The organism is Bartonella sp. M0192, from assembly GCF_016102305.1.
In the GTDB taxonomy this organism is placed as follows: Bacteria; Pseudomonadota; Alphaproteobacteria; order Rhizobiales; family Rhizobiaceae; genus Bartonella; species Bartonella apihabitans.
Genome location: NZ_JACFOU010000001.1, coordinates 2,215,348 through 2,239,492 on the forward strand (window position 1 = coordinate 2,215,348; position 24,145 = coordinate 2,239,492).

The 24,145-nt window shown below is 45.7% G+C and carries 14 protein-coding genes, 1 tRNA gene, 1 pseudogene and 3 CRISPR repeat arrays; of the genes and pseudogenes, 5 read left to right on the plus strand and 11 right to left on the minus strand.

All coding sequences use genetic code 11. The features are described 5' to 3' along the window. Positions 1–65: 65 nt before the first annotated feature. The 3 genes from H3S82_RS09640 to rplU form a co-directional block, all read right to left on the minus strand. On the minus strand, positions 66–665 hold the full coding sequence (locus H3S82_RS09640; RefSeq protein WP_225868304.1) for a GNAT family N-acetyltransferase: 600 nt from the start codon (positions 663–665) through the stop codon (positions 66–68). 116 nt (positions 666–781) lie between these two features. Then, positions 782–1,051, minus strand: a complete 270-nt coding sequence (rpmA, locus tag H3S82_RS09645) for a 50S ribosomal protein L27 (protein WP_075868982.1) — start codon at positions 1,049–1,051, stop codon at positions 782–784. A 22-nt stretch (positions 1,052–1,073) separates the two neighbouring features. Continuing rightward, complete coding sequence (gene rplU / locus H3S82_RS09650; protein WP_075868983.1) at positions 1,074–1,559, minus strand: 50S ribosomal protein L21; 486 nt, start codon at positions 1,557–1,559, stop codon at positions 1,074–1,076. 518 nt (positions 1,560–2,077) lie between these two features. Here rplU and H3S82_RS09655 point away from each other — a divergent pair. After that, positions 2,078–2,167, plus strand: a tRNA-Ser gene (locus H3S82_RS09655). Between the two features lie 249 nt (positions 2,168–2,416). Further along, positions 2,417–2,716: direct repeats of the CRISPR family, unit length 36 nt; unit sequence GTTGCGGCTTGACCGCATTTTCTAATCTGTTACAAC. Positions 2,717–3,335: 619 nt separating this feature from the next. Further along, positions 3,336–3,569: a CRISPR direct-repeat array (repeat unit 36 nt; unit sequence GTTGCGGCTTGACCGCATTTTCTAATCTGTTACAAC). 616 nt (positions 3,570–4,185) lie between these two features. Continuing rightward, a CRISPR array of direct repeats spans positions 4,186–4,618; the repeat unit is 36 nt; unit sequence GTTGCGGCTTGACCGCATTTTCTAATCTGTTACAAC. A 72-nt stretch (positions 4,619–4,690) separates the two neighbouring features. Here H3S82_RS09655 and cas2 read toward each other — a convergent pair. From cas2 to cas9, 3 genes and pseudogenes are all read right to left on the minus strand, one after another. After that, a pseudogene (gene cas2 / locus H3S82_RS09660) lies at positions 4,691–4,972 on the minus strand (CRISPR-associated endonuclease Cas2); the annotation flags it as partial. A 323-nt stretch (positions 4,973–5,295) separates the two neighbouring features. Then, positions 5,296–5,730 (minus strand): type II CRISPR-associated endonuclease Cas1, encoded by a 435-nt coding sequence (gene cas1, locus H3S82_RS11220; RefSeq protein ID WP_246785266.1) that lies wholly within the window; start codon positions 5,728–5,730, stop codon positions 5,296–5,298. Between the two features lie 346 nt (positions 5,731–6,076). Further along, entirely contained in the window at positions 6,077–9,391 is a 3,315-nt protein-coding gene (gene cas9 / locus H3S82_RS09670; protein ID WP_210326690.1) for a type II CRISPR RNA-guided endonuclease Cas9, read from the minus strand. A gap of 481 nt (positions 9,392–9,872) precedes the next feature. Between cas9 and H3S82_RS09675 the strand changes: the two genes are divergently transcribed. Beyond that, the gene (locus tag H3S82_RS09675; protein ID WP_198233467.1) at positions 9,873–11,390 is read left to right on the plus strand and encodes a histidine-type phosphatase; all 1,518 of its coding nucleotides are present in this window, start codon (positions 9,873–9,875) and stop codon (positions 11,388–11,390) included. 297 nt (positions 11,391–11,687) lie between these two features. Here the strand turns inward: H3S82_RS09675 and H3S82_RS09680 are convergent, their stop codons facing one another. The 4 genes from H3S82_RS09680 to ptsP form a co-directional block, all read right to left on the minus strand. Next, positions 11,688–12,569, minus strand: a complete 882-nt coding sequence (locus H3S82_RS09680; protein ID WP_198233466.1) for an HAD family hydrolase — start codon at positions 12,567–12,569, stop codon at positions 11,688–11,690. 617 nt (positions 12,570–13,186) lie between these two features. Continuing rightward, a complete protein-coding gene (locus tag H3S82_RS11305) occupies positions 13,187–14,947 on the minus strand; it encodes a PTS fructose transporter subunit IIC (protein WP_198233465.1) in 1,761 nt (586 codons plus the stop codon). A gap of 27 nt (positions 14,948–14,974) precedes the next feature. Further along, complete coding sequence (pfkB, locus tag H3S82_RS09690; RefSeq protein ID WP_198233464.1) at positions 14,975–15,907, minus strand: 1-phosphofructokinase; 933 nt, start codon at positions 15,905–15,907, stop codon at positions 14,975–14,977. Beyond that, complete coding sequence (gene ptsP, locus H3S82_RS09695; protein WP_369458705.1) at positions 15,904–18,405, minus strand: phosphoenolpyruvate--protein phosphotransferase; 2,502 nt, start codon at positions 18,403–18,405, stop codon at positions 15,904–15,906. The genes pfkB and ptsP overlap by 4 nt, the downstream gene beginning before the upstream one ends. A gap of 168 nt (positions 18,406–18,573) precedes the next feature. Here ptsP and H3S82_RS09700 point away from each other — a divergent pair, with 168 nt between their 5' ends. Next, a complete protein-coding gene (locus H3S82_RS09700; RefSeq protein ID WP_198233462.1) occupies positions 18,574–19,590 on the plus strand; it encodes a LacI family DNA-binding transcriptional regulator in 1,017 nt (338 codons plus the stop codon). A gap of 316 nt (positions 19,591–19,906) precedes the next feature. On the opposite strand, the gene H3S82_RS09705 is transcribed toward H3S82_RS09700, so the two are convergent. Next, complete coding sequence (locus tag H3S82_RS09705; protein WP_198233461.1) at positions 19,907–20,773, minus strand: NAD(P)-dependent oxidoreductase; 867 nt, start codon at positions 20,771–20,773, stop codon at positions 19,907–19,909. A 486-nt stretch (positions 20,774–21,259) separates the two neighbouring features. On the opposite strand from H3S82_RS09705, the gene H3S82_RS09710 reads away from it, so the two are divergent. Beyond that, positions 21,260–22,309: an NAD(P)-dependent alcohol dehydrogenase gene (locus H3S82_RS09710; RefSeq protein ID WP_198233460.1), complete on the plus strand. Its 1,050-nt coding sequence runs from the start codon at positions 21,260–21,262 to the stop codon at positions 22,307–22,309. A 371-nt stretch (positions 22,310–22,680) separates the two neighbouring features. Next, positions 22,681–23,079, plus strand: coding sequence for a cupin domain-containing protein (locus tag H3S82_RS09715; protein WP_198233459.1), 399 nt, complete (start codon positions 22,681–22,683; stop codon positions 23,077–23,079). Positions 23,080–24,145 lie beyond the last annotated feature (1,066 nt).

Genomic DNA, 24,145 nt, shown 5'->3' on the forward strand with positions numbered 1-24,145 from the left:
CCAAGCTTTTGAGGCCTGCCAGTTCAACTTAGTTTATTCAGGCCTCTTTATTGAAGCGGGCGTGTTCAGGCGCATTTGCTCAACTGGCCGATCCATTTTTCGCGTTCGAGGACATAATTGTCGGCGATAACCAGACCGGAAACCAGCGAGTTTTGTTCGGATGTTCCGATATATTCAAAGCCCTGTTTTTCGATAACGCGGCGGGAAGCTTTATTGGCCGCGAAATTCGAAACATAAAGCGCATCAATATCGGTTGCACGGAAAGCGGCATCAATCAGGCTGCCAACCGCTTCAGTTGCATAGCCTTTATTCCAATAGGGTTTGCCAATCCAGTAACGCAGGCTCAAGCCTTCGCCCTCTTCGCGGTCCTTTATATGACAGGCGCCGATAAATGCGCCATCTTCGGCTTTTGTAATGGCATAGGCGCAATAGCCCATCTCGCCCGCCACCGAACGAAGAATGTATTCTGCTGCATGTTTTCGTGTGAATGGAAAAGGCACGGATTGAAGCATGGCAGATACATTCCGGTTGTTGGCGAGATCGGCAATGGCGTCCATGTCTTCTACATTGGGTGCGCGTAAAACAAGCCTTTCAGTTACCAGAACCGGGCAATCCAAGGTTCTGGGCGGCCTCTTTCTTATTTCTTCTAATAATTCAGTGCTCATAGTTACCTCCTGGAGCAAAAGAAAAAGGGAAGGATGGTGTCCCATCTTTCCCTTTAATTTGCTTTGGAAGCTAACCGGGGTCCAACGGGACGCCGGTTTTATTTAAGAGCTCCGGCTTACTCTGCTGCCTCCGCCATCGGAATCACCGACACATAGGAGCGGTCATTCGCTTTGACGCAGAAAGATACTTTGCCCGCTTTAAGGGCAAATAATGTATGGTCTTTACCCATGCCGACATTTTCGCCAGGGTGCCATTGTGTGCCGCGTTGCCGGATAATGATGTTACCCGGAATAACTGCTTCACCACCAAATTTTTTAACGCCTAGGCGTTTTGATTCTGAATCGCGACCGTTACGCGAGGAACCACCAGCTTTTTTGTGTGCCATGGTTGTTCTCCTTTAATCTCTCTTACTTTTCCGACTTTTTAGCGGCTGCCTTTTTCGGCGCTGCTTTTTTTTCGGTTGTTTCTGTTTTGGCTTTCTTTGCAGCCGGTTTTTCAGCCTTTGGTGCTGCCTCTTTGGCGGCTACCGGTTTTGCTGCTTTTTCAGCCGGCTTTGTTGCAGCCTTGGAAGGCTTTGCACCACCTGTAAGAATTTCGGAAATGCGAATTGTGGTGAATTCCTGACGATGACCACGAATGCGCTTCGAATTCTGGCGGCGGCGCTTTTTGAAAGCAATAACTTTGCGTGCACGTGCCTGTTCAACAACCTCTGCTGTTACCAACGCATCGGCAACCACAGGAGTTCCGATTGTTGCTGTTTCACCTTCGCCGACAACGAGAACCTGATTGAACTCCACAATATCGCCGGCATTGCCAGCGACCTTTTCAACTTTCACAAGTTGGCTGGGGGAAACACGGTATTGTTTACCACCCGTCTTGATGACTGCGAACATTTTTTACCCTTTCGTTCCATCCGGATCTTGTCCAACACTTCAAAGCGATAAGACAGCCCGTCTTTTTATCAGTCGTTAAAATTATCAGTCTTTAAAATTTGCCAGCCCTAAAAACCGACCGGCATAATTTTAAACAAGTGCAGATACATTTTTTCACATAAATGTAGACACACTACACCTTTCACCGATTTATGCAGAAGTTTTCTTCACTTGTCAATCGACCAGCTTTAAAAAACCGGAAGGCTTTTTGTGAATTAACCGGCAATCATGGCAAAAAACCGGAAGCTCTCTAAAACAAATAATTTTTTGTCGGGCAAACAGCAATGAACTGGAAAAACTCTGATGCGTTTTTTTAAAATGCGCCTATGGCCCCGCGCAAAAATGAACAAAACAAAGTTGAAATGGTGAGCGGAATTTTCCAAAAAATCAAAAAAGGGGCTTGTGTCAAAGCCAATTGCCAGCTATTTAGCCGCTAACGCGCTCGGATGTTTGTTTAACAAACAAAGTTCGCCTTTTATGGAGAGGTGGCTGAGTGGTTGAAAGCACCGCACTCGAAATGCGGCATAGGGGCAACTCTATCGGGGGTTCAAATCCCTCCCTCTCCGCCATGATTTTGCTTTTCTTTGAAACGACTTCTTTAGTTATGCGCCCGTTCGGAATGGCCGCGCTTGACCGCTTGTTCCAATCTGATAGACTATTAGCTGTTAGTTTATTGACACTTTTAGTTGCGGCTTGACCGCATTTTTTAATCTGTTGTGTTCAGGCTGCAATAATGGCTTTCTTGACCATGCTTGCAGCCTGATCGCGTTTTATATAGGCTGATACATCTGGCCAAGTTCTGATCTCTGAAGTCGTTTGTTGCGGCTTGACCGCATTTTCTAATCTGTTACAACGCTTTCGTGCTTTCGCGTTCATAACGGTTCGTTGCGGCTTGACCGCATTTTCTAATCTGTTACAACTTGATTGTTCTGCAAATGACTCCCGTGTGGTTGCGGCTTGACCGCATTTTCTAATCTGTTACAACAAAAGATAATAATATCAAAGCATTTTACGTGTTGCGGCTTGACCGCATTTTCTAATCTGTTACAACAAAGAAAATATCGTGACGAAATTGTTAGATTGTTGCGGCTTGACCGCATTTTCTAATCTGTTACAACCGATATCCACTTAACCCTTTGTTTTATAAGGTTTAAGTGGATATTTTTTTTAAAAAAATGCTGTTTTTCATTAAAATAACACCGGTAAATTTCGATTTTTTTGACGTGCCTTTCACGTTTTTCCTAAAAATCTAACAAGATTTTCACATAAGCGCACGATCAATTTGCTTGTCCCTTAAGGCAAAAAAATATCGAACTTTCATCGTTCAGGCAAAGGTGTTTTAATCCGTAAACGTAAGCATCATATCAAAGCGACATCGGAAATTTATTCCTCAATCACTGAACACGCAATTCCGGATGCCGACTTTTTAAAAATCAAAATGGCTATGTTTCCGCATTCAATTATTATGGCAGTAAACATTGGCTAAGCGATCTGCAAAAGACACGCTCGGAAGTAATATTTATAACGACTTTACTTCAAGCGATGCCGGAAATTTTGAGAAAGCAAAAAAAGAAAAAATTGACGACACCGTTGGGTCGGAAACCCCCAACACCAAAAAGGTGGCGCTCCGGATGGCTCGGTGTCCAAGAAAAATATAATGGGATTGAAAAGTATAATCAACGAACAACCTAATTAAGGAAGTAAAGATTGAGTATAGCGACGTTTTACCAGCGTTCTATTGCGGCTTGACCGCATTTTCCAATCTGTTACAACCTCTCCTTTATTTTATCCGCGTTGTCCACGGTTGCGGCTTGACCGCATTTTCTAATCTGTTACAACATTTGATTTGGTCGAGCGTTCGCAAGCCTAGTTGCGGCTTGACCGCATTTTCTAATCTGTTACAACTCTTCCGGAGCGCCCATGAGTGCCGCATTAGTTGCGGCTTGACCGCATTTTCTAATCTGTTACAACCGATATCCACTTAACCCTTTGTTTTATAAGGTTTAAGTGGATATTTTTTTTAAAAAAATGCCGTTTTTCATTAAAATAACACTGGTAATTTTCGATTTTTTTGACGTGTCTTTCACGTTTTCCCTGAAAATCTAACCATATTTTCACATTGCTTGGCAATTCTGAAAGGTGGTTAAATCTCTCACCGTTTGAAACACCTTGGAACACCTTTAAAATTAGCATTTGCTAACAACGAACAACCTATAATCAGGCCTTATAGTCTCTGCTGTTCCAGAAGACACTTATATTCCCGATGAAACCGGAAGATTGACGATGATGAGCCAGTATCAAAGCAAAAAACGGGTAACCGATATTCGATAGAGAAAAAACCTGCCGCAAGCCACGACAATTCACGAAGTATAAAACGCACAAATCACGGTAAAGGCAAGCAAAAGAAGTATATCACAGAAAGGAAAGTAACACGCCGGGGGGCCGGAAATGCAATCCCCACATCGCTAAAAGCCATGGCGTTCCTTACTCGGCGCATCTTAAATATAACAGCATAAGAGGAACAAATCGACGAATAACATAATGAGGTAAGTAAAGATTGAGTATAGCGACGTTTTACCAGCGTTCTATTGCGGCTTGACCGCATTTTCCAATCTGTTACAACCTCTCCTTTATTTTATCCGCGTTGTCCACGGTTGCGGCTTGACCGCATTTTCTAATCTGTTACAACTCAGTTGCAAATAGTGTCTTTGTAAAATTCGTTGCGGCTTGACCGCATTTTCTAATCTGTTACAACAAACAATACAACAAAATCGCACGGAAACTTAGTTGCGGCTTGACCACATTTTCTAATCTGTTACAACCGGCCGCGCCACTCAAATGGCTGTTGTTGCGTTGCGGCTTGACCGCATTTTCTAATCTGTTACAACAACTACGACGAACATGTCGCAGGTCTTTTTGTTGCGGCTTGACCGCATTTTCTAATCTGTTACAACTGAGCGAATTTCAATTGCTTGCAAAGCATAGTTGCGGCTTGACCGCATTCTCTAATCTGTTACAACCGATGTCCACTTAACCCTTTGTTTTATAAGGTTTAAGTGGATATTTTTTTTTAAAAAAAATGCTGTTTTTCATTAAAATAACACCAGTTGGGCGGGATTTTTTTGACGTTTCCTACGTGCCTGATCGGAAAATCTTACGATATTTTCATATTGCTTGTCGGTAAATTGGAAAATATAGATGTTCCCTCGTTCAGGCAAGGAGGATTCGATCTTCCTGACATAAGATTCGAATTGTTCTTTTCCATTACAGAAACGCAGATAATTCGAGAACTGGCTCATCTCGAAGCCAATATCCAACAAAAATTGTCTGAATTTCGTTGCGTCGTGGCGCTGTTTTCTTGTCTCTACCGGTAAGTCGAAAGTAACTCATATCCACATTAATCGATACCCGCTTAAATGTTTAGGACCCGATGTTGCACGCTCAAGATAGGCTGTCATAATTGTCATTTTCTCCCCATGCGTCATCAATTTGGACCGGATCGTTTTGCAAAGAAAAAATTGAACGTTCATCGGGTAAAGCCAACTTGACCTTTCCCGTTTCAAAACTTTCCGCAACCGAATGTACAAATTATTGAACTTGCTGGCTGACAGGCGACGTTCCCACATGACTTTTCAAATCAAGTGTTGAAAGTGAAGCAAGATAAGTTTTTACCTCGGCATCAACTTTTGTTTTTCCTTTAAGTAAGCAGGCGGAAGACCATGCGGTCAACGAAAGGACGATAAGGTTCCATCAAATCATCAGCAAGCGCGAAGGCATTGGCACGATGTGAATGAAAAACGCCCAATGTTGGATGGAGACCACCAGCACAAATGGCGCGTGAAACAAGTGCACGTAGAACGATGTAACCATAATTTAAAAGGCTGTTGATACCTTCATGTGCTATGTCACGCTTGAAGGCGGTTCCGAACAATGCTTTCCAATATTTGCGGGCGGCCTGTGCTTCCTTATTTTCAGGGTCACCGCTACGCACCTGACGGGCAATGGAGACAAAATCCGCCCCCTCTTTGCCACAAGCTTTGAGCACTGCGCCTTGTAGCCTGATTTTACAACGAACGATTTCTGCCCAAATCTGTTTTTGTATCGGCTTTGGTGCCGATGCCTGCGCTTTCATCCGCACAGCTTGAACAGAAGGCCTTCTACTGGCCAAACAATAGCAACCGGACGGTGGTTATTTCCACATAAACGATTGGAATAGAGCGTTCGGACAATTCGATAAAGACGTGATTTGTTGAGCTCAAACCATAAGAATGAGTAATTAAGGCTCCAATATCATCAAGCGCAACCCGCCCCACTTCCGCTTCTCGACCGGAAATGGTTAAAAAACCTCTTTTTATGGCAAGGTGCTTTTTATGGCAAGGTGTAAGCCATCAGCAGGTATGTCAACTATTCTTTCCATGAAAAGAGCATGCCGCAAAACGGCATGCTCTCAACAGTTTTTTATAAACAGGGTTAATTTCCTATGACCTTGCCTGTTTGGACTCTCTGTCCTGCGCACCGGGGTCGAAAACGCGCCCCATTTCATCCACACGAATTTGCCGGAATTGCATTTTTTTCAACCCTGATGCTTTTCTGGAGGTCAATTTAAAGGGGTCATTTTTGTCTGAATCCCTACCCGATACATCCGCTTCATTATGGGGAGCAAAAAATATCTGGCCGTTTTGACCGAATTTGACAATGCGGGCAATCACATACCCTTTTTCCGGATCATTATAAGCGACCATATCATTTTGTTGCAGGCTCAACACTTTGCGCGCTGTCGGGTTATTTTTATGAAATTGCGAACGCCATTTTGGTTGGTGCGCGTCAAACGTTGAAATAACTTCGCTATTCCATTTGCCATCCAAAGTTTCCCAAACATCATAGCGATAGTTTGAATTACCCTTATAAGCTTTATAAGCTTTTCCATTTTTGTCTTTTATTTCAATGACATGAAGTAAATCAAGTACTCTGACATGGCGGATACCCTTATAAAGCTTATGGTCACGTGCGAAACTAACTAGCACTTTCTGAAATTCTTTCTTTTTCTGCGCTTTCGTCATTTTACCGAAATCTGGCGGCAAACTCTGTTTCGCTGCACTATCAAGCTCGGCTCGTAAATTCTTGTCACGAATTTTTGGAATATCTGTACTTTCAAGCGACAAGAAATTCTCTCTCGTGACAACAAATTTTTTGCCCTCGTCATCCGTTTCACCGGTTAAGCCTAAAGCTGTTGCATCATGCAATTGTCCGGCGGTTTTACCCTTGCCTTGAGCGTAACCGGCACGGCTTATTGTGCCATGGTCCTGCTTATGGCTTATGATGATTTTATCAATCGCATCTTTAACCGCCTTTCTAAAATCCTCGAATGGGAATTCTTCAGAAAATGCTCGCTTTAAAATCGTCTCAATATCGTCCAACTCTCCTTTGCCATATTTCTTAGCTATCTTATTTAACAGAGAACGTGTTGTCATGCCGATCACGATGGCATCAATGGCATGATGACGGTGATCCTTACGGTTTTTAGGACTGTTTGAGCTTTTATCTCCAGCAGGAGAGAGTAACTCGTTCAAGCCCCAATTGCGGCGAAGAAGTTCTGTTAATTTGCCGGGAATCGCCCACACATGTTGAACTTTTTTGAACTCGTCATCCGCATTCACCTCTTCCCCCGGATAAAGGCTATCAAAATATTCGCGAGCAAGCTTTGCCAGATATTGGGTATCTGTCAATTGACGGGCAATAAATTCACTCTTGTCCTCGAACTTATCCATTGCACCGAGTGCAAAACGCCATTGCTTATTTTTTGGCAATATTTTTGCCCGCTCAAGGATTTCATTATAGTGATCTTGCCACTTTCCGACATCTGCCGGCGCAAAGTTGCTTTTCAATCTGTTTTCTTCACGCAGACAGAGAATTTTATTAGCATAACTATCATCAAGCGTACTTGAAAAAGGCAAGATATGATCGATTTCAACTTCGCCGTTAAATAGTTGATCTTGTTCGATCACTTTTCCCGAATAGATGGACTTTCTATCGTTCGGGTCATCTCCGAGTTCTTCCCAAAGTTTCAGTAATAGCCGGTTATAACCATTGTCTCTTTTGCCGATTTCCCCAAGTTGTTCGGACCGTCTTATAGCTGCATCAGTATTATTTTTGATCGTTTTATTAACTTTACGTTTTTGCTCTTGCGACAAGGGTAGATCGCGCGCAAGCTCCACCACAATTTGCCACGGCTTGCCATAAGCCTTGATGAGCCGGTTGGTGAGGCGACGAACCTGATTGAGCCCGATATGAACTGTGGGATTGGTGAGCCTGCCCTTATAAATGTCATAAATATCATTCTTGTCGCCGGTTCCAGGAACGATATGGCGTTCCAGAACCTCCTGATAGCGTGGCAACTCGTCCAATCCCTTCCAATTGCGATTTGCCAATGAATGATCGAAACCGCAACGATGGGCGGCTTCGGCTTCGCTAATTACATCCTTCTTCAATTGTTCCAGAATTTTCGATGTTGCTGTAATGCCAAAACGCCCATAACCGTCAGGCAGATTGGCATTGATAATTTCAGCCCGCTGTTCATCCGACAATTTCGAGAATTTGTTCTTCAACCATTCTTCGAGTTTATCGGGATTTTCTTCATTCTCCAGTTGGTCAATAACTTCGCACTGTTGCTTTATTGAAAATTTGGCCCAATCACCCCCGAAAAGTTCCGGTTTTGAAAAGACCGAATAGACTTCGTCACCCGTTAGCTGCTTGCGATTTTCGGTTTCTTTATTGAAACGCCCGCCAGCGGGAATTTTCAACGCTTTGCGAAGTGCCGCAAATGTTTTTGTTTTGGCCGGTCGCATCAATGTGATGAGCGTATCGCGCTCTTCCATGGTCAATTTGCGTTGTGACAAATCGGGAAGGATAATCGCCAATTCATTGATTTCTTTATAGAGGCGGAATTGTTGAAAAAGCGGGTCGGATTTGGGAAGTCTCAATTCGCCTTCAACCAAGGTGCAGAAGCCCACCTTCTGTTCTTTAAGCGGGCGCTGGAAGAACATGACATGGAACAATTCTTCTTCCCGTTCTTTTGTTAAAACATCGGGATAATATTCTGCCTGCGCTTGCCAGATTTTGCGGAACTCGTCTTCAAGCATGGAACGTTCGGGATAAAAGGCGTAAGCCTTATCCGTTAACGCTTCGGAATTGGCCCGAAGGCGCACAACATGCCCCTCATCCCGCCGTTTGGCAAGATAAGCGCCCAAAGTCGATGCGTGGCTTTGGTGCATCAAGCCTGACAATTCTTCAATACCGACAGCAATTTTGCCTTTTTCATTGCTTTTACGGTCGGCTTTACGGTTGGATTTGAAGCCGCGCCTTTGCCCGATATGGAAAAGCGCGCGCGCCACATAGGCCAAGGGTAATTTTTCTTCAAGTGCCCGTGCTCTTAACGAATAGGGGTCGGTCTTTTTATCTCTAGAACCGGATGGTTTGTCATTTGTTTCAAGGAGTATTTTATCACGTGCGGCTTTATCTTCAGGCAAAAGGCCATAGCCTATCAATTTATCCAATGTTCTTTTCCTGCGACGAAGATAACGGTCGCGCATGCGGGAAGCCGAACGAACGGTACGCCGCCTTACCGCCAACGGGTCGCCACTTTGCGGATCCCGACCATCGCTAAAAATACGTGCACCGGCATTGAGAATTTTTACCGCTTCCTGCTTGTTATTTAATTGAAAAACGGCCCAGCCGATAGAATTGGTGCCGATATCGAAAGAAAAACGAACATTGGAATAATTTTCTGCAGTCATAACCGCTCCCCTCACGCAAAATTCTTGAAAAATTTAAACAAGAGGAAAAAATAAGCAAGAATAAAAAAATATTGACAACTGGTTATTTTCATATAATTTAATGTTCACAGATTAGAAAATGCGGTCTGGCTGTTAACAAGCTAGATATGCACCAAATAAGACAGCTCCTGCGGGAGCTGTTTTTTATTGTACTTTCATTTATTTTCCCGGATTTATCCTCGCACGGGTTTCGTGCTTATTGGTGTATTATTCGTTTAGAAGACCTGTCATCATTCCGGCCACTTTGTGCTTGGTGGAAAAGAAAAAAGATGCGATTTTTTAAAAGCATAATGTGTTTTTGCTGAAATAGCGGCGGGAAATATTCGGCTTGTTTTTGCGTTTTTCCTGTCAAAAAAGCGCGTAATGACTATTTGTGAAATTGACGACATTCTTTCGAGAGGAACGACGATTTTTGAAGCCGGAGCTTGAAGGCGATTAGCACATGAAAAAATCAACCGACATGTCTATTGCGACAATCCGTTTTTTGCGGGTTCAAATATGCCGCTTGATGGCGGTTTTCATTGTCGTTCTGTTGTTGAGTTTGTCTATATCAAAGCCGGAGGCGATAGCCGGTGATGATTTTTCCGATTACACATTGGACAAGGTGGTGATTTTGATGCGCCATGGCGTGCGCCCGCAAAACGACACCGCAAAACTCGATCAAGCAACCGGCAAGAAATGGCCGCAATGGTTAGTTCCCGACGGCAATTTGAGCGGCCATGGCTATGCGGGAATTGTTGACCAATCCCGCTATATGTTTGAAAACTGGAAAAGCGAAGGCCTTGCACTCTCCTCCCCTTGCCCGAAAAAAAATGAAGTCTTCATCTGGGCAAGCCCTATCGAGCGGACTGTTGCAACAGCGCAAGCTTTAACCGACGGTATGTTTGCCGGATGCGATATAACGCCAAGCCATTTGCCGCTTCAAAAAAAAGACCCGCTTTTTCAATCTGTGGAAATGGGGCTGGCGCACCCCGACCCGAAAAAGGTTGACAATGAAGTGCTGGAAGCTATGGGGGGCTCGCCTGAAAAAGCCGCACAAAAATATGCCGATGATGTGGAGTGGTTGCGCCAAACCGTGTGTGGCAAAAACCCGAAAGACTGCAAATTTCTGGATGAAAAATGGGGCTTCAAAAAAGCAAAATCCGGAAAATACAAATTGACCGGCCCTGTCTCGTCTGCCAGTGCAATTTCGGAAACAATCCGCTTGCAATATAGTGAAGGATTACCCCTTCAGAATGTGGCATTCGGGCACGTAAAAAATGCGGACGACGTGTTGAAGCTAATGAGCCTTCATGCAGCAAAATATGATCTTCTCGACAATACAATGGAAATTGCAAGAACCGGCGGCAATATTTTAATGCATGAAATAACCGATAGCCTCCTTGCTAATAGAACGTCGGGAGGCGAACCGAGCTTTCCGGAACTGGGCGCACCCCTTGTTATATTTGTCGGCCATGACACCAATATTTCACAAATCAAAACCATATTGGATTTTCATTGGAAACTTGCTTCCTATCCGGCAGATGATATTCCCCCCGGTGGTATGCTGATATTCAAGCGTTATAAGAATAACAAAACCGGCCGCTTGGCCGTGCAATTGTCATTTGCTGCCCGAACACTTGACGAATGGCGGTTTTTAACGCCACTTTCAGAGGAAAAACCGATTGCCCGCGAAATTTATACCAATCCGGAATGCAGTTTATCCGGAAAAGACGAAAACAGCAGAAGGGACGAGAAAGGGGATAAAACGCCGGAAAAAGCAAAGAATGCTGAAACGCCCGAAAAACAGGATGGCACCAAAACAACGCAAAAAAAGGATAGAGCAAAAACAGCAGAAAAAAATGAAAGCGCGAAAAGTGGTGCTTATGATCTTGGAACGCTTTGTGACCTTGAAACTTTTATCAGTCTCTATCGTGATAAACTTGACGATATTCCCGATAATCTTCCGCTATTCAAATGAGGCTTGATTAGTTTGAAGATAGTTTTACAATTTTTTTTGAAGAGTCATTGCACGCTTGGCAAAAAGGAGCGGATATGGCTCACGGTCATTTTGGTTTCAGATTTTCTAGATTAAATCAATCAAAACAATCGCAAAACAATTGACAGTGTTTGAAAGACTTTTGCAGTGCAATTTTCCAGTGGCTTTTCCGGAAAGATTTTGCCCCCCCAATCAAAAAGATTGGATTGTTCTGACTAACATTTCCCGCTTTCAAAATTGGCGGGGTTGGCAGAATTTCGGGCTCTTGAAAAGAGGTGACTATTGATTACTCTTATTTGCACGGGCTTTTCGCGGTTGTTTTTTATGATAGAGCAGATTTTTAAGGGCAGAGCGTGCGGCTACAACATCAATATTTGCCTTGATCACCTCTTCAAGTTTGCTGCCTTCGGAATAATTTGCCGGTAAGACACATTGGACACGACCATCCGCTATATATTTCGATGCCGTTTCGTGTGCACCATTTTTATTGGCTTTATAAACCGCTACCGAGAGCCCGCCCTGATCTTTGACAAGGCGAAAACAGGGAACATCTGTTGTTCCGTCGCCAATATAGACCATATTTTCAAAGGGAACGGGACGGTCTGCCTTGTTCACATATTGATTGACCTTGACATCGTCGCTCAGATCGAACGCGCCTTTATTGATGCGAAAAAGATATTGTGTTTTGGTTGTGTAATTGACAGCCAAGGCCGGAGAAAAAGCAACACCATTTGCGTCGAACAAGAATTTGGATGCGTAAATTTCAGTAAACTCTTTTGCGATCGGTGTTCCGGCAATAATTTCATAATTTCCTGAAGAAAGCAGGTAATGTTTGACATCCACACCTTTTGATTTTCCGTAAATGTTGATGCGTTGAAACCAGCTTTCCACGCCTTTGAACAATTTGACTGCTTCGCCAAGTTTCTTGAAATCTTCGCGCCGCACCGGAACTTCGGCGGCATCGGCTTTGCGGAGCATCCGGCTCATATAGATGAGCACGTTATCGCCCTGATTTTCCTTTGCCAGTTGATTGACCTCTTCCCAGAAATCTTTCGGTTTCATACCGATATTGGGCAAAAATTGCGCTTCTTGCATGTTACCGTCGGCCAATGTGCCATCAAAGTCATAGGCGATTGCCATTTCTGTGTTTTTATTTGTCATCGACCTTGCCTTTCAGATTGCCTTTATGGCTAGCGTTTTGAGAAGCGTTTAAAAAAGCCCGCCACGGTGCGCGCCAATTAATAAAATCTCTCACCGGAAAAAAAGCAAGTAAAGGCAATGTATTTATTGCACGTCTTTATCGAACAGCGTTTCCACAATTCAAGATTATAAAATCAACAGCGTTGTCACCGCTCAAGATAAAGACCGGATATTTTTAATGCCGGTCATAAACGCTCGCATCCCAATTTTAAAAAACAAAATGAATTGGGGGGAGCGCGTATTTTTGGCTTACCAAATGAAAGTTTTGAAACTTTTTTCTGATAAGCTGTTCTACTTGATTAGCGCCGAAATGCCAGATTTCATTGTGGCCAATTGAAAGCAAGTTTGAAGGGGGCAAGGGCAATGAGCGTCGCACCGGCGAGGCGTTTTTTCCCAACAAAGCTTTTCCGGTTTTGTGACCTCAAACCCCAAGCGAAATTTTGCAAAACTCACTTCATTTTGAAAAGCTCGTTTTAGTCAATCACTTTCCGCATGAAATCACTTTCCGCATGAAATCGCTTTCTGCATGAAACCACTTTCCGCCATAAAATCCTATGGCGGAAAGGAATGCGTGCCGTTCAGGCCTTTTTTTCTGCCGCAACAAGCGGTTGTTTCAAAAGCCCGAGAACAATTGTGGTAACAATTGTACCAATAATAAGGGCTGCAAAATAACCGATATAATTGATAACGACACCCGGAATAAAGGCAAGGAATACGCCGCCATGGGGAGCGCGGAGACCCGTGCCGAGCCCCATAGCAATGGAACCGGCAACAGCAGACCCCACAACAAGTGCGGGAATGACACGGAACGGGTCGCGTGCGGCAAAAGGAATGGACCCTTCGCTGATGAAAGCAAGCCCCAGAATGAAGGTTGAAACTTTCGAGGAGCGTTCGTCGGTTGTAAAGCGGTTGGGAAAAATCCATGCGGCAAGTGCCAAGGCCATAGGCGGTGTCATACCGGCAATCATAGTTGCAGCAATCGGCCCGTAAACGCCAGATGAAATGAGTGCAACCGAAGTTGCATAGGCTGCCTTGTTGACCGGCCCGCCCATATCAACCGCCATCATGCCGCCGATAATGGCGCCAAGGAGATAGGCATTGGTGCCTTGCAAGCCTTTGAGCCATTCGGTGAGGAAATTAAGCAGTGCTGCGACCGGCGTTCCGATAGCAAACATCATCAACAGGCCGGTTATCAATGTGGCAATGAGTGGCAAAACTAGAACCGGCATCAAGCCTTGCAAGCTTTTCGGCAATTTGATCCATTTGATGGCAAGGCGAACCGAATAACCGGCAATGAAACCGGCAAAAATGCCGCCAATGAAACCGGCGCCGATATTTTGCGACAATAACCCGCCGATCATCCCCGGTGCAATGCCCGGCCGGTCGGCAATCGAATAGGCAATAAAGCCCGCAAGTGCCGGCACCATCAGCGCAAAACCGCCCTTGGAGCCGATGACAAAAAGCACATTGGCAAATGTGCCTTCCTGACTGGTGACACCAACGCCGCCAATGGCAAAGGACAACGCAATCAAAAGCCCGCCCGCAACAACAAAGGGAAGCATGAAAGAAACACCGGTCATCAAATGTTTGTAGACACCACCGGCAGTTTCACTCATTTCAGCACTTTCCCCGTCCTGAGCCGCTTTCTGCTTTTGCACTTCAGCACTTTCAATGGCTTTCTGTATCAAAGCTTGGCCATTATTGATAGCCGGTTTTGTCGGGCAGGAATAAACGCGTTTTCCGGCAAAACGGGTGCGGTCAACCTCACGGTCTGCGGCAATAATGACAAGATCGGCTGCGGCTATTTCGGCCGCCGTCAAAGGTGTGCCGGCACCGACCGACCCTTGCGTTTCAACCCTGATTTCATGACCTAAAGCTTTGGCCGCTTCTGTAAGCCCTTCGGCCGCCATGAATGTGTGGGCAATGCCGGTCGGGCAGGATGTAACGGCAACAATTTTAAGACTGCGATTGGCGCCATTCAAATCCTGATGAAGTTGATCGGAACCGGCTGTTTTTTCTGTCCCGTTTTTTGCCGGAATATTTTCGCTTGCTCCCCCGAAAATAATAGCAGAAGGGTTTTTGAGAAGCTCTTCAAATGTGACCCTTTGCAATTGCCCTTTGAAGCTTTTCACATGATCGCTTTGCCAATCATGATTGTTGCTGACAAGCAGCAAACTGTCGGCACCGGCATCTTTGGGAATGCGCGGCAAAGTTCCCGTCTCGACGATTTCAAGGCTTAAAAGTACGCCCCTTTCGCTTGCGGCTTTTTGAAGAACTTCACGGGCAAGCAAACTATGCACACCACCGCCCGCACCATCTATCAAGGCTATCAAAGTCATGTTCTTCTCCTCGTTCAAATGCGGCGATCAACCGACCCGCCGACATTCTACCTTTTGAGCCAAATTTTCGATTATCGTCTTTTCCGGCAAAGCCGGTCCGAATTTTTGAAGTTTGCCAACCGCAAAGGCTGTGCCAAGGCGTGCAATATCTTCAAGTTTTGCATTGTCGGAAATGCTTTTTGCAATGCCTGCAACCATGGCATCGCCCGCCCCGACAGTGCTTTTGACACCCGAAAGCAAATATTGCGCGTGAATAGCTCCTTCACGAGAAACAAAAAGCCCGCCTTTTTCGCCCATAGAGACGGCAACAAGCTTCATTCCACGGTCAATCAACGAGCGGGCAATGTTTAAAACCTCGCCTTCATTTTCAAGCTTTTGACCTGAAAAGGCCGAAAGCTCGTCAATATTGGGTTTGATAGCAAGGGGAAGTTTTTCCGCTTTCAACACTTCCTGAAGCGCTTTTCCGCTGCAATCGACAATAATTTTTGCGCTTCTCCCCGCCCTTTCAACCTCGTTTCTATAAAAACGCGGATCCATTTTCGGGGGAAGGCTGCCGCTCATAACAATAAGCGCGCCTTCGGCGACAAAATCATCGACAATATTTTGCAATTTTGCGATTTCTTCCACCGTCGGGCTGACCCCTTGCAAATTGATGTCGGTGGTTTCGCCCTCGTCAACGATTTTGATATTGGTGCGCGTTTCCCCCTCATAGCGGATAAAGCGGTCTTCGATATGATGGCTTTGAAAGAGCTCTTCAAAAAGCCGGCTATTGGCATTTCCAAGAAACCCTGTGACCGCCGTTTCAACAGAAAAATCGGCAAGGCAGGCCGCCACATTGATACCCTTGCCGCCCGCATTGAAACGCGCCTCTTCTGCACGGTGGACATGCCCGCGTTCAAGCTTTTTTAAATGGATTGTTTCATCAATTGCCGGATTGACGGTGAGTGTTGCAATTTTCATGACTTGGCCTCGTCAAGAGCGCGAACCTCTTCGGCTGTTTCACATTGCAAAGCCTTGTTGGCAAGCTTGCGCATATCGGCAAGGCTTTTTGCCCTGAGCCTTGCCTTGACGGTTGCAATATCGCGCGGGGTCATCGACAATTCATTGACACCAAGGCCGGAAAGCAGCATCGCGCCAAACGGGTCACCGGCAATGCCGCCACAAACGCCCACCCATTTTCCTGCTTTTTCAGCCCCTGCAACCGTTCTTTCCACCATCCGCAAAACCGCCGGGTCGAGGCTGTCAGCCTCGGCTGCAAGGTCGGGATTTTGCCGGTCAACCGCCATAGTATATTGGGTGAGATCATTGGTGCCGATTGAAAAGAAATCGACATGGGGGGCAAAAATATCGGCCATAATGGCAGCCGCCGGTACTTCGATCATAATGCCGATTTTCAAAACCGGCGCGGCAAGATCTTTGCGGATTTCTTCGGCAAGCGTTTTCAATTCTCTAATTTCGTTCACCGACATGATCATCGGAAACATAATCCACGGATCCCCGCCTTCTTTGGCGGCGCGATAAATTGCGCGCATTTGCGGCACCAGCAGGTCTTTTCTGCGCAATAGGAGCCGCGCACCTCTGACGCCTAAAAACGGATTATCTTCTTTCGGTAAATCAAGATGGGCAACCTGTTTATCGCCACCAATGTCGAGCGCCCTGATAATAAGCGATTTGCCATTTAATGCCGAAAGCATATCGCGATAGACTTTATATTGCGTCTCCTCGTCGGGCGTTTCTGTGCTTTCCAGAAACAAAAATTCCGTGCGCATCAGCCCCACACCTTCACCCCCTTCATCCAATGCAAAGGCAACCTGATCGGGCCGGTTGATATTGGCGGCAATGTCGATTACATGGCCATCGGTGGTTTTTGCGGGCTTGGCACGTTCGGCAACTTCCTTTTCACGCTCTTCTGCCAATTTGACGATTTGCTTTTGTGCAGCCTCGACATCTTCTTTCGTGGGCGAAAGATATAAAATGCCGTTATAGCCGTCGACAATTGCGCTCTCGCCATTCTTTGCTTCAAAAACCTTGTTTCCTGCTGCAACCAGCGCAGGAATTCCCAAAGTGCGTGCAAGAATGGCGGTGTGCGAGGTTGGCCCGCCCGATGCGGTGATGAGACCGTGGACTTTTTCAGGGTCAAGATTGGCGGTGTCGGAGGGTGTTAAATCTTCCGCAACAATAATTGCCCCGTTACCAATATTCTCGAAGGAGCCTTTGGCATAAAGCGGGTCGATCTCGGCAAGGACACGCCCGCCGACATCGCGCAAATCCACTGCGCGGGCGGCAAGCAAAGGATTATCCATATGTTGAAGGGCATTGGCCGCCTCTTCGACCGCCTTGTTCCAGCTCCATGCCACGCCATGGCCTTCCGCCATCAAATGGCAGGCAGAAGCGATAAGGTTATCATCATCAAGAAGGGTGGCCTGTGCCTTGAAAATGGCAGCATCCGACGCGCCGATGCGACGGGTTACATCATCAACAATCGCTTTCATCTTGTCTTTGGTGCGCCCCAAAGCGTTTTCAAGCCGTGCGGCATCTTCAGAAAGTTTCTCCGGCTTATCTTCGACTTCACCCGCACCGTTTTCCAGAATAAAAATTGTACCGACAGAAAGACCGGGGCTTGCCGAAAGGCCGCCAATTCCCGCTTTTCCTGAAGGTGGCCGGAAGCCATAGATTTTCTTCGGTTTTACGTCCGCTTTTTCGGCCGCTTCCCGCTCGCTTAACGTGATTTTTCTTGCCATTAAAACCGCTTCACCCAGAAGCTGTTCACCATTTTCCGCATCGGTTGAAAAAATGAGCGTGTCACCATTTTTCCCGCCCAGTTGCAAGAGGCCGGCAAGGCTTGTCATATCGGCCTGACTATTGCCATTACGAACCAGAATTTTCTGCCCGCTTTTTTTGGCAAATTCCACCCAGATCGACGCCGGACGCGCATGAAGACCGGACGGATAATCAAGAACCCATTCCTTGGTCACTCGAAGATCGGCAGCCTCACTTTGCGGTGCATCGTCATTTTCGACAAGGGCTGCCATAATGACCGATTTGTCGCCCGTGGTTTCAAGTTTTTGCAAAGCATCGGGATGACCAAGAAGGCGTGTCAATCTTTTTAAAATTTCGATATGTCCATCGGAATTGGCGGCGATGGCAAAAATCAGTTTTGCCTTTTCGCCATTTTGCCAATCCACCCCGTTTGGAACCTGAATAACCGAAATGGCATCACGATTGACAAGGTTGCGGTCTTCCACCATGCCATGGGGAATGACAACGCCTGAACCAAGCCACGTATTGGCAACCTTTTCACGCGCCAACATGCTTTTTCCATAAGCCGGTTCAATTGCGCCTTCATCAACGAGAAGTTGAGCGGCGGCAAGAATGGCCGACTCCTTGTCGGGAAAATCCGCATTCAACAAAATTGCATTTTCGGAAAGAATTGCTGTCTTTTCAGATGCTGCTGCCACGGGTTTCCTCCCTCGGGCTTTTTCAAAATGAATTGAAAACGTTTTCTTGAAAAATATCAAGCAAACGTTTAATTCTGTCATATAATTTTACAGCAAATTCTGGAAACGTTTTCAAGGAAAAAACGCCTATTTATCGTGTTCAGGCACGAAGAAAGAAAGAAAAATCGAATGGCTGCCACAATTAAGGATGTTGCAAAACTTGCCGGTGTTTCGGTTGCCACCGTTTCGCGTGCTGTTTCCGGCAAAGTTGTGAGCCATGAATTGAAAAGCAAAGTGGAAGAGGCAATCCTTGCCACCGGTTACCGGCCGAACCTTGCCGCCCGCCGGTTGCGCGGACATAGCAATGATATGATAGGCCTTATCATTGCCGACATCAGAAACCCGTTTTTTACCCGCTTTGCCCGCGCAATCGACGACATTGCAAAAACGAAAAACCAGCATGTGATCTTATGCAATACGGATGAAAATTTCGAGCAGGAAAAGGCCTATCTCGACCTGATGGAGGAAGAAAACGTTGCCGGCATCATTCTTTCTCCCACGCTTTTAAGAAGCCGCAAACACGTAACAAGCCGCAAAGAAAAGCCGGCAAAACTCCAACGCCCGCTTGTTCTTGTTGATCGCACGCCCGATGAAATGATTTATGATTCAGTGCTGATCGATAATCATGCTGCTGCCAAAAAACTTGTGCACCACCTTTATGAAAACGGCAGAAAACACATTCTTTGCCTTTACGGAGCGGATAGCCGAACCGGTTTTGAACGGCAAAAAGGCTTTGATGAAGCAATCAAGGCGCTTCACCTTTCCGGTCAAAGTGTGGCCGTAAAACACGGAAAAGATAATTTGGCGAAATCTTTAAAAAATGCGCTTGCAAAAAATCCCGATAGCGATGCGCTCATCCTCACCAACGGGGTTCTCGCTTTAAAAGCGGCGGCATTTTTAAAAAAAGCCGGTATTGTTGTGCCCGATCAACTGGCTTTTGCCGCCTTTGATGACGAACCATGGATGGAACTTGTCTTTAACGGCATTACAACCATTGCCCAGCCGGTTGGCGACATTGCCCGCGAAGCCTATCATTGTTTGATGGAAAGACTTGAAAACCCGTTAAAACCTGTGCGGCAAACCGTTTTGAAAAGCAAATTGATTGTTCGCGGTTCAACTTTGAAAGCCCGCACACCCCCGATATAAAATAAGGCACGAGTTTTCTTGTTTTGGCACATTTGGAGCTTCCGGAATTGGGTTCACGCCCCGGATTCTTCTCTTCGACCCACGCTTTCAATGAACTACGCATGGGTGTTGAACCGGCCGATTTTGCCGCGCGGGTTCAAACGGCGAATAAAGCCGCCGCTTGCAAGAATGGTTCAGAGAAAGCAGGCGGCTTGTTATTTGACCGGCAATGAAAGCGCAGCGCATTCACCGGAATGCCTCGCAGCCAATTGCAGCAGATGAATGACTGTCACGAGACTATTGCGGGAGCCGCTTGATAAGGCTTGATGTATCAAGATTATTGCGGGAGCCGTTTGATAAGGCTTGACGTATCAAGCCGGCCGCCATTTTCTGCCTGAATATCGGCATAAAACTGGTCGATCAGAGCGGTGACGGGCAAAACCGCGCCGTTAGCGCGCGCTTCATCAAGGCAGATGCCGAGATCTTTTCTCATCCAGTCGACAGCAAAACCGAAATCGAATTTGCCTTCAACCATCGTGGTGCCGCGGTTCGACATTTGCCATGAACCGGCCGCCCCCTTGGAAATGACATCAAGAACCTCGTTCATATCAAGACCGGCCTTTTTACCGAAAGCAAGCCCTTCGGCAAGCCCCTGAACAGCACCGGCAAGGCAAATCTGGTTGACCATTTTGCACAATTGCCCGCTACCGCTTTTTCCCAGCCGCTTTACCGAAATACCATAGGCTTTCATAACATCGGCAATTTTTTCAAATATATCCTTCTCACCACCGCACATAATGGTGAGTTTGCCGTTTTCTGCACCGGCCTGACCACCTGAAACCGGCGCGTCGATAAAACCGATGCCGCATTTTTTGGCTTCCTCTTCAAGCTCGCGGGCAACCTTTGCCGAATCTGTCGTATGGTCGACAAAAACGCTTCCCCTTGCCATTGTCTTGAATGCGCCATTTTTGCCGGTTGTGACTTCTCTTATGTCATTGTCATTGCCGACACAGGCAAAAACAATATCCTGCCCCTTTGCTGCTTCGGCCGGTGTATCGGCTTTTTTACCGTGAAATTCCTCTACCCATTTTTCCGCCTTTTTTGCCGTGCGGTTATAAACCGTTACATCATGACCGGCTTTTTTCAAATGCCCTGCCATAGGATAGCCCATTACACCCAAACCGATAAAAGCCACTTTTGCCATTTTTCCACTTTCTGTTTTGCCGCACGATCGTTTTCTATTTGTCGGCTTTTATGAAAAAAATTCATAAGCCCAATGATCTTGATAGAGTTTATCAAAATCGTCTTGAAGAATATAGTTGTTATTAACAGGAAAAAGAATTGAACCCGAAACAACCGGAAATAGAATTGACGCTTTCTATTTGCGGTTAGACCGTTTCATTCTTGACCGTCATTTTCTTGGGGAAACCGGATTTAAAAAGAGCGGAATTTTTTAAACAAGAATTGCGCTTATAAAACCGCTAGAAAAAGCGAATAATTGCTTGAGCAAGGAAAGAGGATAAAACCGGATGATTTCAATTTCGGATGAAATACCGCCGCTTGAGCTTTTTAAAAAACCGGAGAAGTAAAAAACGATATTAAAAACCGGAAAACAAAAAAGTAAAAAAACAAAAAAGCAACATGAAGAAAAACCGATAGTAAAACGACTATTCAAAAGGAAATTCCCTATATGTTTACATGTGATGCATTTGCCGTTGACGGCCCTGATAAGACATTCCACCCTTTCACATTCGAGCGGCGTGACCCGCTTGACCATGATGTAGATATTGAAATTCTCTATTGCGGCGTTTGCCATTCCGACCTTCACACCGCGCGCAGTGACTGGGCGGGCACACTTTATCCTTGTGTGCCAGGTCATGAAATTATCGGTAAGGTGCGCCGCGTGGGCAAAAAAGTAACCCGTTTCAAAGAAGGTGACACGGTGGGTGTGGGCTGCATGGTCAATTCCTGCGGGACGTGCGATTGCTGCCGTGCGGGACTTGAACAATATTGCGAAAAGGGCAACACCCTTACCTATAACAGCCCAGACCCTGAGACCGGAAAAGACCGTTATACTTTCGGCGGCTATTCCAAACGCATTGTGGTGAACGACAACTTTGTTTTGTCGGTACCGGAAAATCTTGATCTTGCAGGAGCAGCACCGCTTCTTTGCGCAGGCATTACCACCTATTCGCCCTTGCGCCACTGGAAAGCGGGAAAAGGTATGAAAGTGGGTGTTGCCGGTCTTGGCGGTTTGGGGCATATGGCGGTGAAACTTGCCCACGCTATGGGGGCTGACGTGACGATGCTCACCACCTCGCCTTCCAAAGAAGCCGATGCGCGTCGTCTTGGTGCCCATCATGTGGTTTTGACACGCGACAGCGAAAACCTCGCAAAAGCTGCAAAAACGCTTGATTTGATTATCGACACCATTGCGGCCAAGCACAATATCGACGCTTATCTCGACCTTCTTAAAGTCAATGGCACATTGGTGCAGGTCGGTGCACCGGCCGAACCTTTGCCGGTTGGCGTTTTCAACCTCATTATGGCACGTCGTTCGTTTGCCGGTTCGTGCATTGGCGGCATTGCCGAAACACAGGAAATGCTCGATTTTTGTGGCAAACACAACATTACCGCCGATATCGAGCTCATCAAAGCTCAGGAAATCGACAAGGCTTATGAACGCATGCTCAAAAGCGATGTGAAATACCGCTTTGTCATCGACATGGCCTCATTCTGAAAAACGCTTGTGTTCTAAAAATTTTATTCCGGAAAACGGTTTTAAGTCGAGAAAGCGGGGCGAGCAACAAGCCCCGCTCACAACAAGCAACGCTCACAACAAACCCCTTTTCACAACAAACCCCGTTGGCGCTTGGCTTGACCGAGCGAGCAAAAGCGCGAACCGGCAAAGCCCCTGCTCTTTCAGCCAATCATGTTTATGCGCTTTCAAAGACTGTTTGGAAGAGTGTTTTTGCAAGTACTGTTTATGCGCTTTCAAAGAGCGTTCGGGAAAAATGTTTGGGAGAATGTTTTTGTTGGCAGCGCGCTGAAACAACCATTCCAAAGCAAAGCCGGAATTCATAACCAACCACATTTCAGGGAAGAAAAACAATGGAAATCAAAAGAAGTGGCAGCCGCCCTTCCGGCAAAGTTCCGGAAGAGTTTTTTACCGGTCGGGTGAGACTTGATCCGGCAATCGACCCGCATCAAGGGTCAAACCTTCTTGCCGGTCATGTCACCTTCGAGCCGGGAGCACGCACACATTGGCACACGCACCCGAAGGGGCAGGCTCTGATTATCACTTTCGGGCGCGGGTTTATCGGCCGCGAAGGTGGAGAAGTCAAGGAAGTTTTTGCCGGCGATATTGTCTGGTTTGAAGCGGGTGAAAAACATTGGCATGGTGCTTCCCCTGACACCGCAATGTCACATTATGCAATACAGGAAACAGTTGATGGCAAAAGTGCCGACTGGATGGAAGAAGTGACCGATGAGCAATATAAGGGAAAGTAAAGAAAGCTGAATTCCAAAACCTTGCACGTCATCACACCTCTGCATTTCATAAAGTGCTGAAATTATAAAATGCTAAAAAGACCGGCAAGAAACTTGATTGCTCCCTTTGGGCAAATGGTGGGCAAGTTTTGTTGAAAAGTGTGACAAAGTTTCTTGTTTTCCTTGGAAACTGTTACAAAGTTTCTTGCCGAAAATGAAAATCACCCATCAAGAGCCTATTGCCTTCAACGTGGCGCACCCCGAACCAAAGTCGGTTTTTTGAACGCGTTTTTTTGAAAATTCGGGGTTTTTGAAAATTCGGGCTTTTTGGAAATTCAAACTTTGAAAAGCCGCTTTCCATTTTGTTTTTCTGCCTGTTTTTTTAAAGCCAAATCGTAGCCGGTTCAATCAATTGTCGTGTTGCAAACTTGCGGCAAGCAAAGCCCTGATTTTTGGCTGACAAGAACGGGAAAGAACGGATCATGCCGGATTATAGAGGTTTAAATTCTTCGGCTCTTTTCATGGACTTTCTTTAAATTTATCTCCGATTTTCTCGCCCTTTTTTGCTATTTTTCCTGATTGTCGTTCATAATATTTCAACAAGATAACAGTTATTCTGTCGACTGAATTTCGTGTCTGATCAAAATTATAACGATCGTTCCCTTAGCGATTCGAAAATATATTTTATTTCACCCCTATAAATAAATAGTAGAACGATAAATGAAAAACTATCCACATGCCGATAGTTGCATTCTATATTTTAGAATTTTATTTTTTTTCGTTTCTAAGTGATTATTATTCAACACGTTTTACTGAAATTTTGAACTATTCTAAAACTTGAGTGTTGACATTAGGTTTAAATATTTTTTTAACTGTTTCTCAATTCTATACCTTTTTTATCAACTTTAAAAATTCGAGGGATTGCGTATGTCGATCGGGTACGGTGAAGGAGAACATTTTTCAAATGATCAGGAATTTTTGGCCTGTCAGAATGCGATGACGGCCGGAAAAATTTTGAAAAGCCACCGAGACATGGCTGCCCAAAGTTTCAGAGCGGAAAACGAAAGCGGTCGGGGGAAAGAATTCA

Coding starts and splice junctions, on each gene's coding strand:
- H3S82_RS09640 (WP_225868304.1), bottom strand. CDS start 665: ATGAGCACTGAATTATTAGAAGAAATAAGAAAGAGGCCGCCCAGAACC.
- rpmA (WP_075868982.1), bottom strand. CDS start 1,051: ATGGCACACAAAAAAGCTGGTGGTTCCTCGCGTAACGGTCGCGATTCA.
- rplU (WP_075868983.1), bottom strand. CDS start 1,559: ATGTTCGCAGTCATCAAGACGGGTGGTAAACAATACCGTGTTTCCCCC.
- cas1 (WP_246785266.1), bottom strand. CDS start 5,730: ATGAAAGCGCAGGCATCGGCACCAAAGCCGATACAAAAACAGATTTGG.
- cas9 (WP_210326690.1), bottom strand. CDS start 9,391: ATGACTGCAGAAAATTATTCCAATGTTCGTTTTTCTTTCGATATCGGC.
- H3S82_RS09675 (WP_198233467.1), top strand. CDS start 9,873: ATGAAAAAATCAACCGACATGTCTATTGCGACAATCCGTTTTTTGCGG.
- H3S82_RS09680 (WP_198233466.1), bottom strand. CDS start 12,569: ATGACAAATAAAAACACAGAAATGGCAATCGCCTATGACTTTGATGGC.
- H3S82_RS11305 (WP_198233465.1), bottom strand. CDS start 14,947: ATGACTTTGATAGCCTTGATAGATGGTGCGGGCGGTGGTGTGCATAGT.
- pfkB (WP_198233464.1), bottom strand. CDS start 15,907: ATGAAAATTGCAACACTCACCGTCAATCCGGCAATTGATGAAACAATC.
- H3S82_RS09700 (WP_198233462.1), top strand. CDS start 18,574: ATGGCTGCCACAATTAAGGATGTTGCAAAACTTGCCGGTGTTTCGGTT.
- H3S82_RS09705 (WP_198233461.1), bottom strand. CDS start 20,773: ATGGCAAAAGTGGCTTTTATCGGTTTGGGTGTAATGGGCTATCCTATG.
- H3S82_RS09710 (WP_198233460.1), top strand. CDS start 21,260: ATGTTTACATGTGATGCATTTGCCGTTGACGGCCCTGATAAGACATTC.
- H3S82_RS09715 (WP_198233459.1), top strand. CDS start 22,681: ATGGAAATCAAAAGAAGTGGCAGCCGCCCTTCCGGCAAAGTTCCGGAA.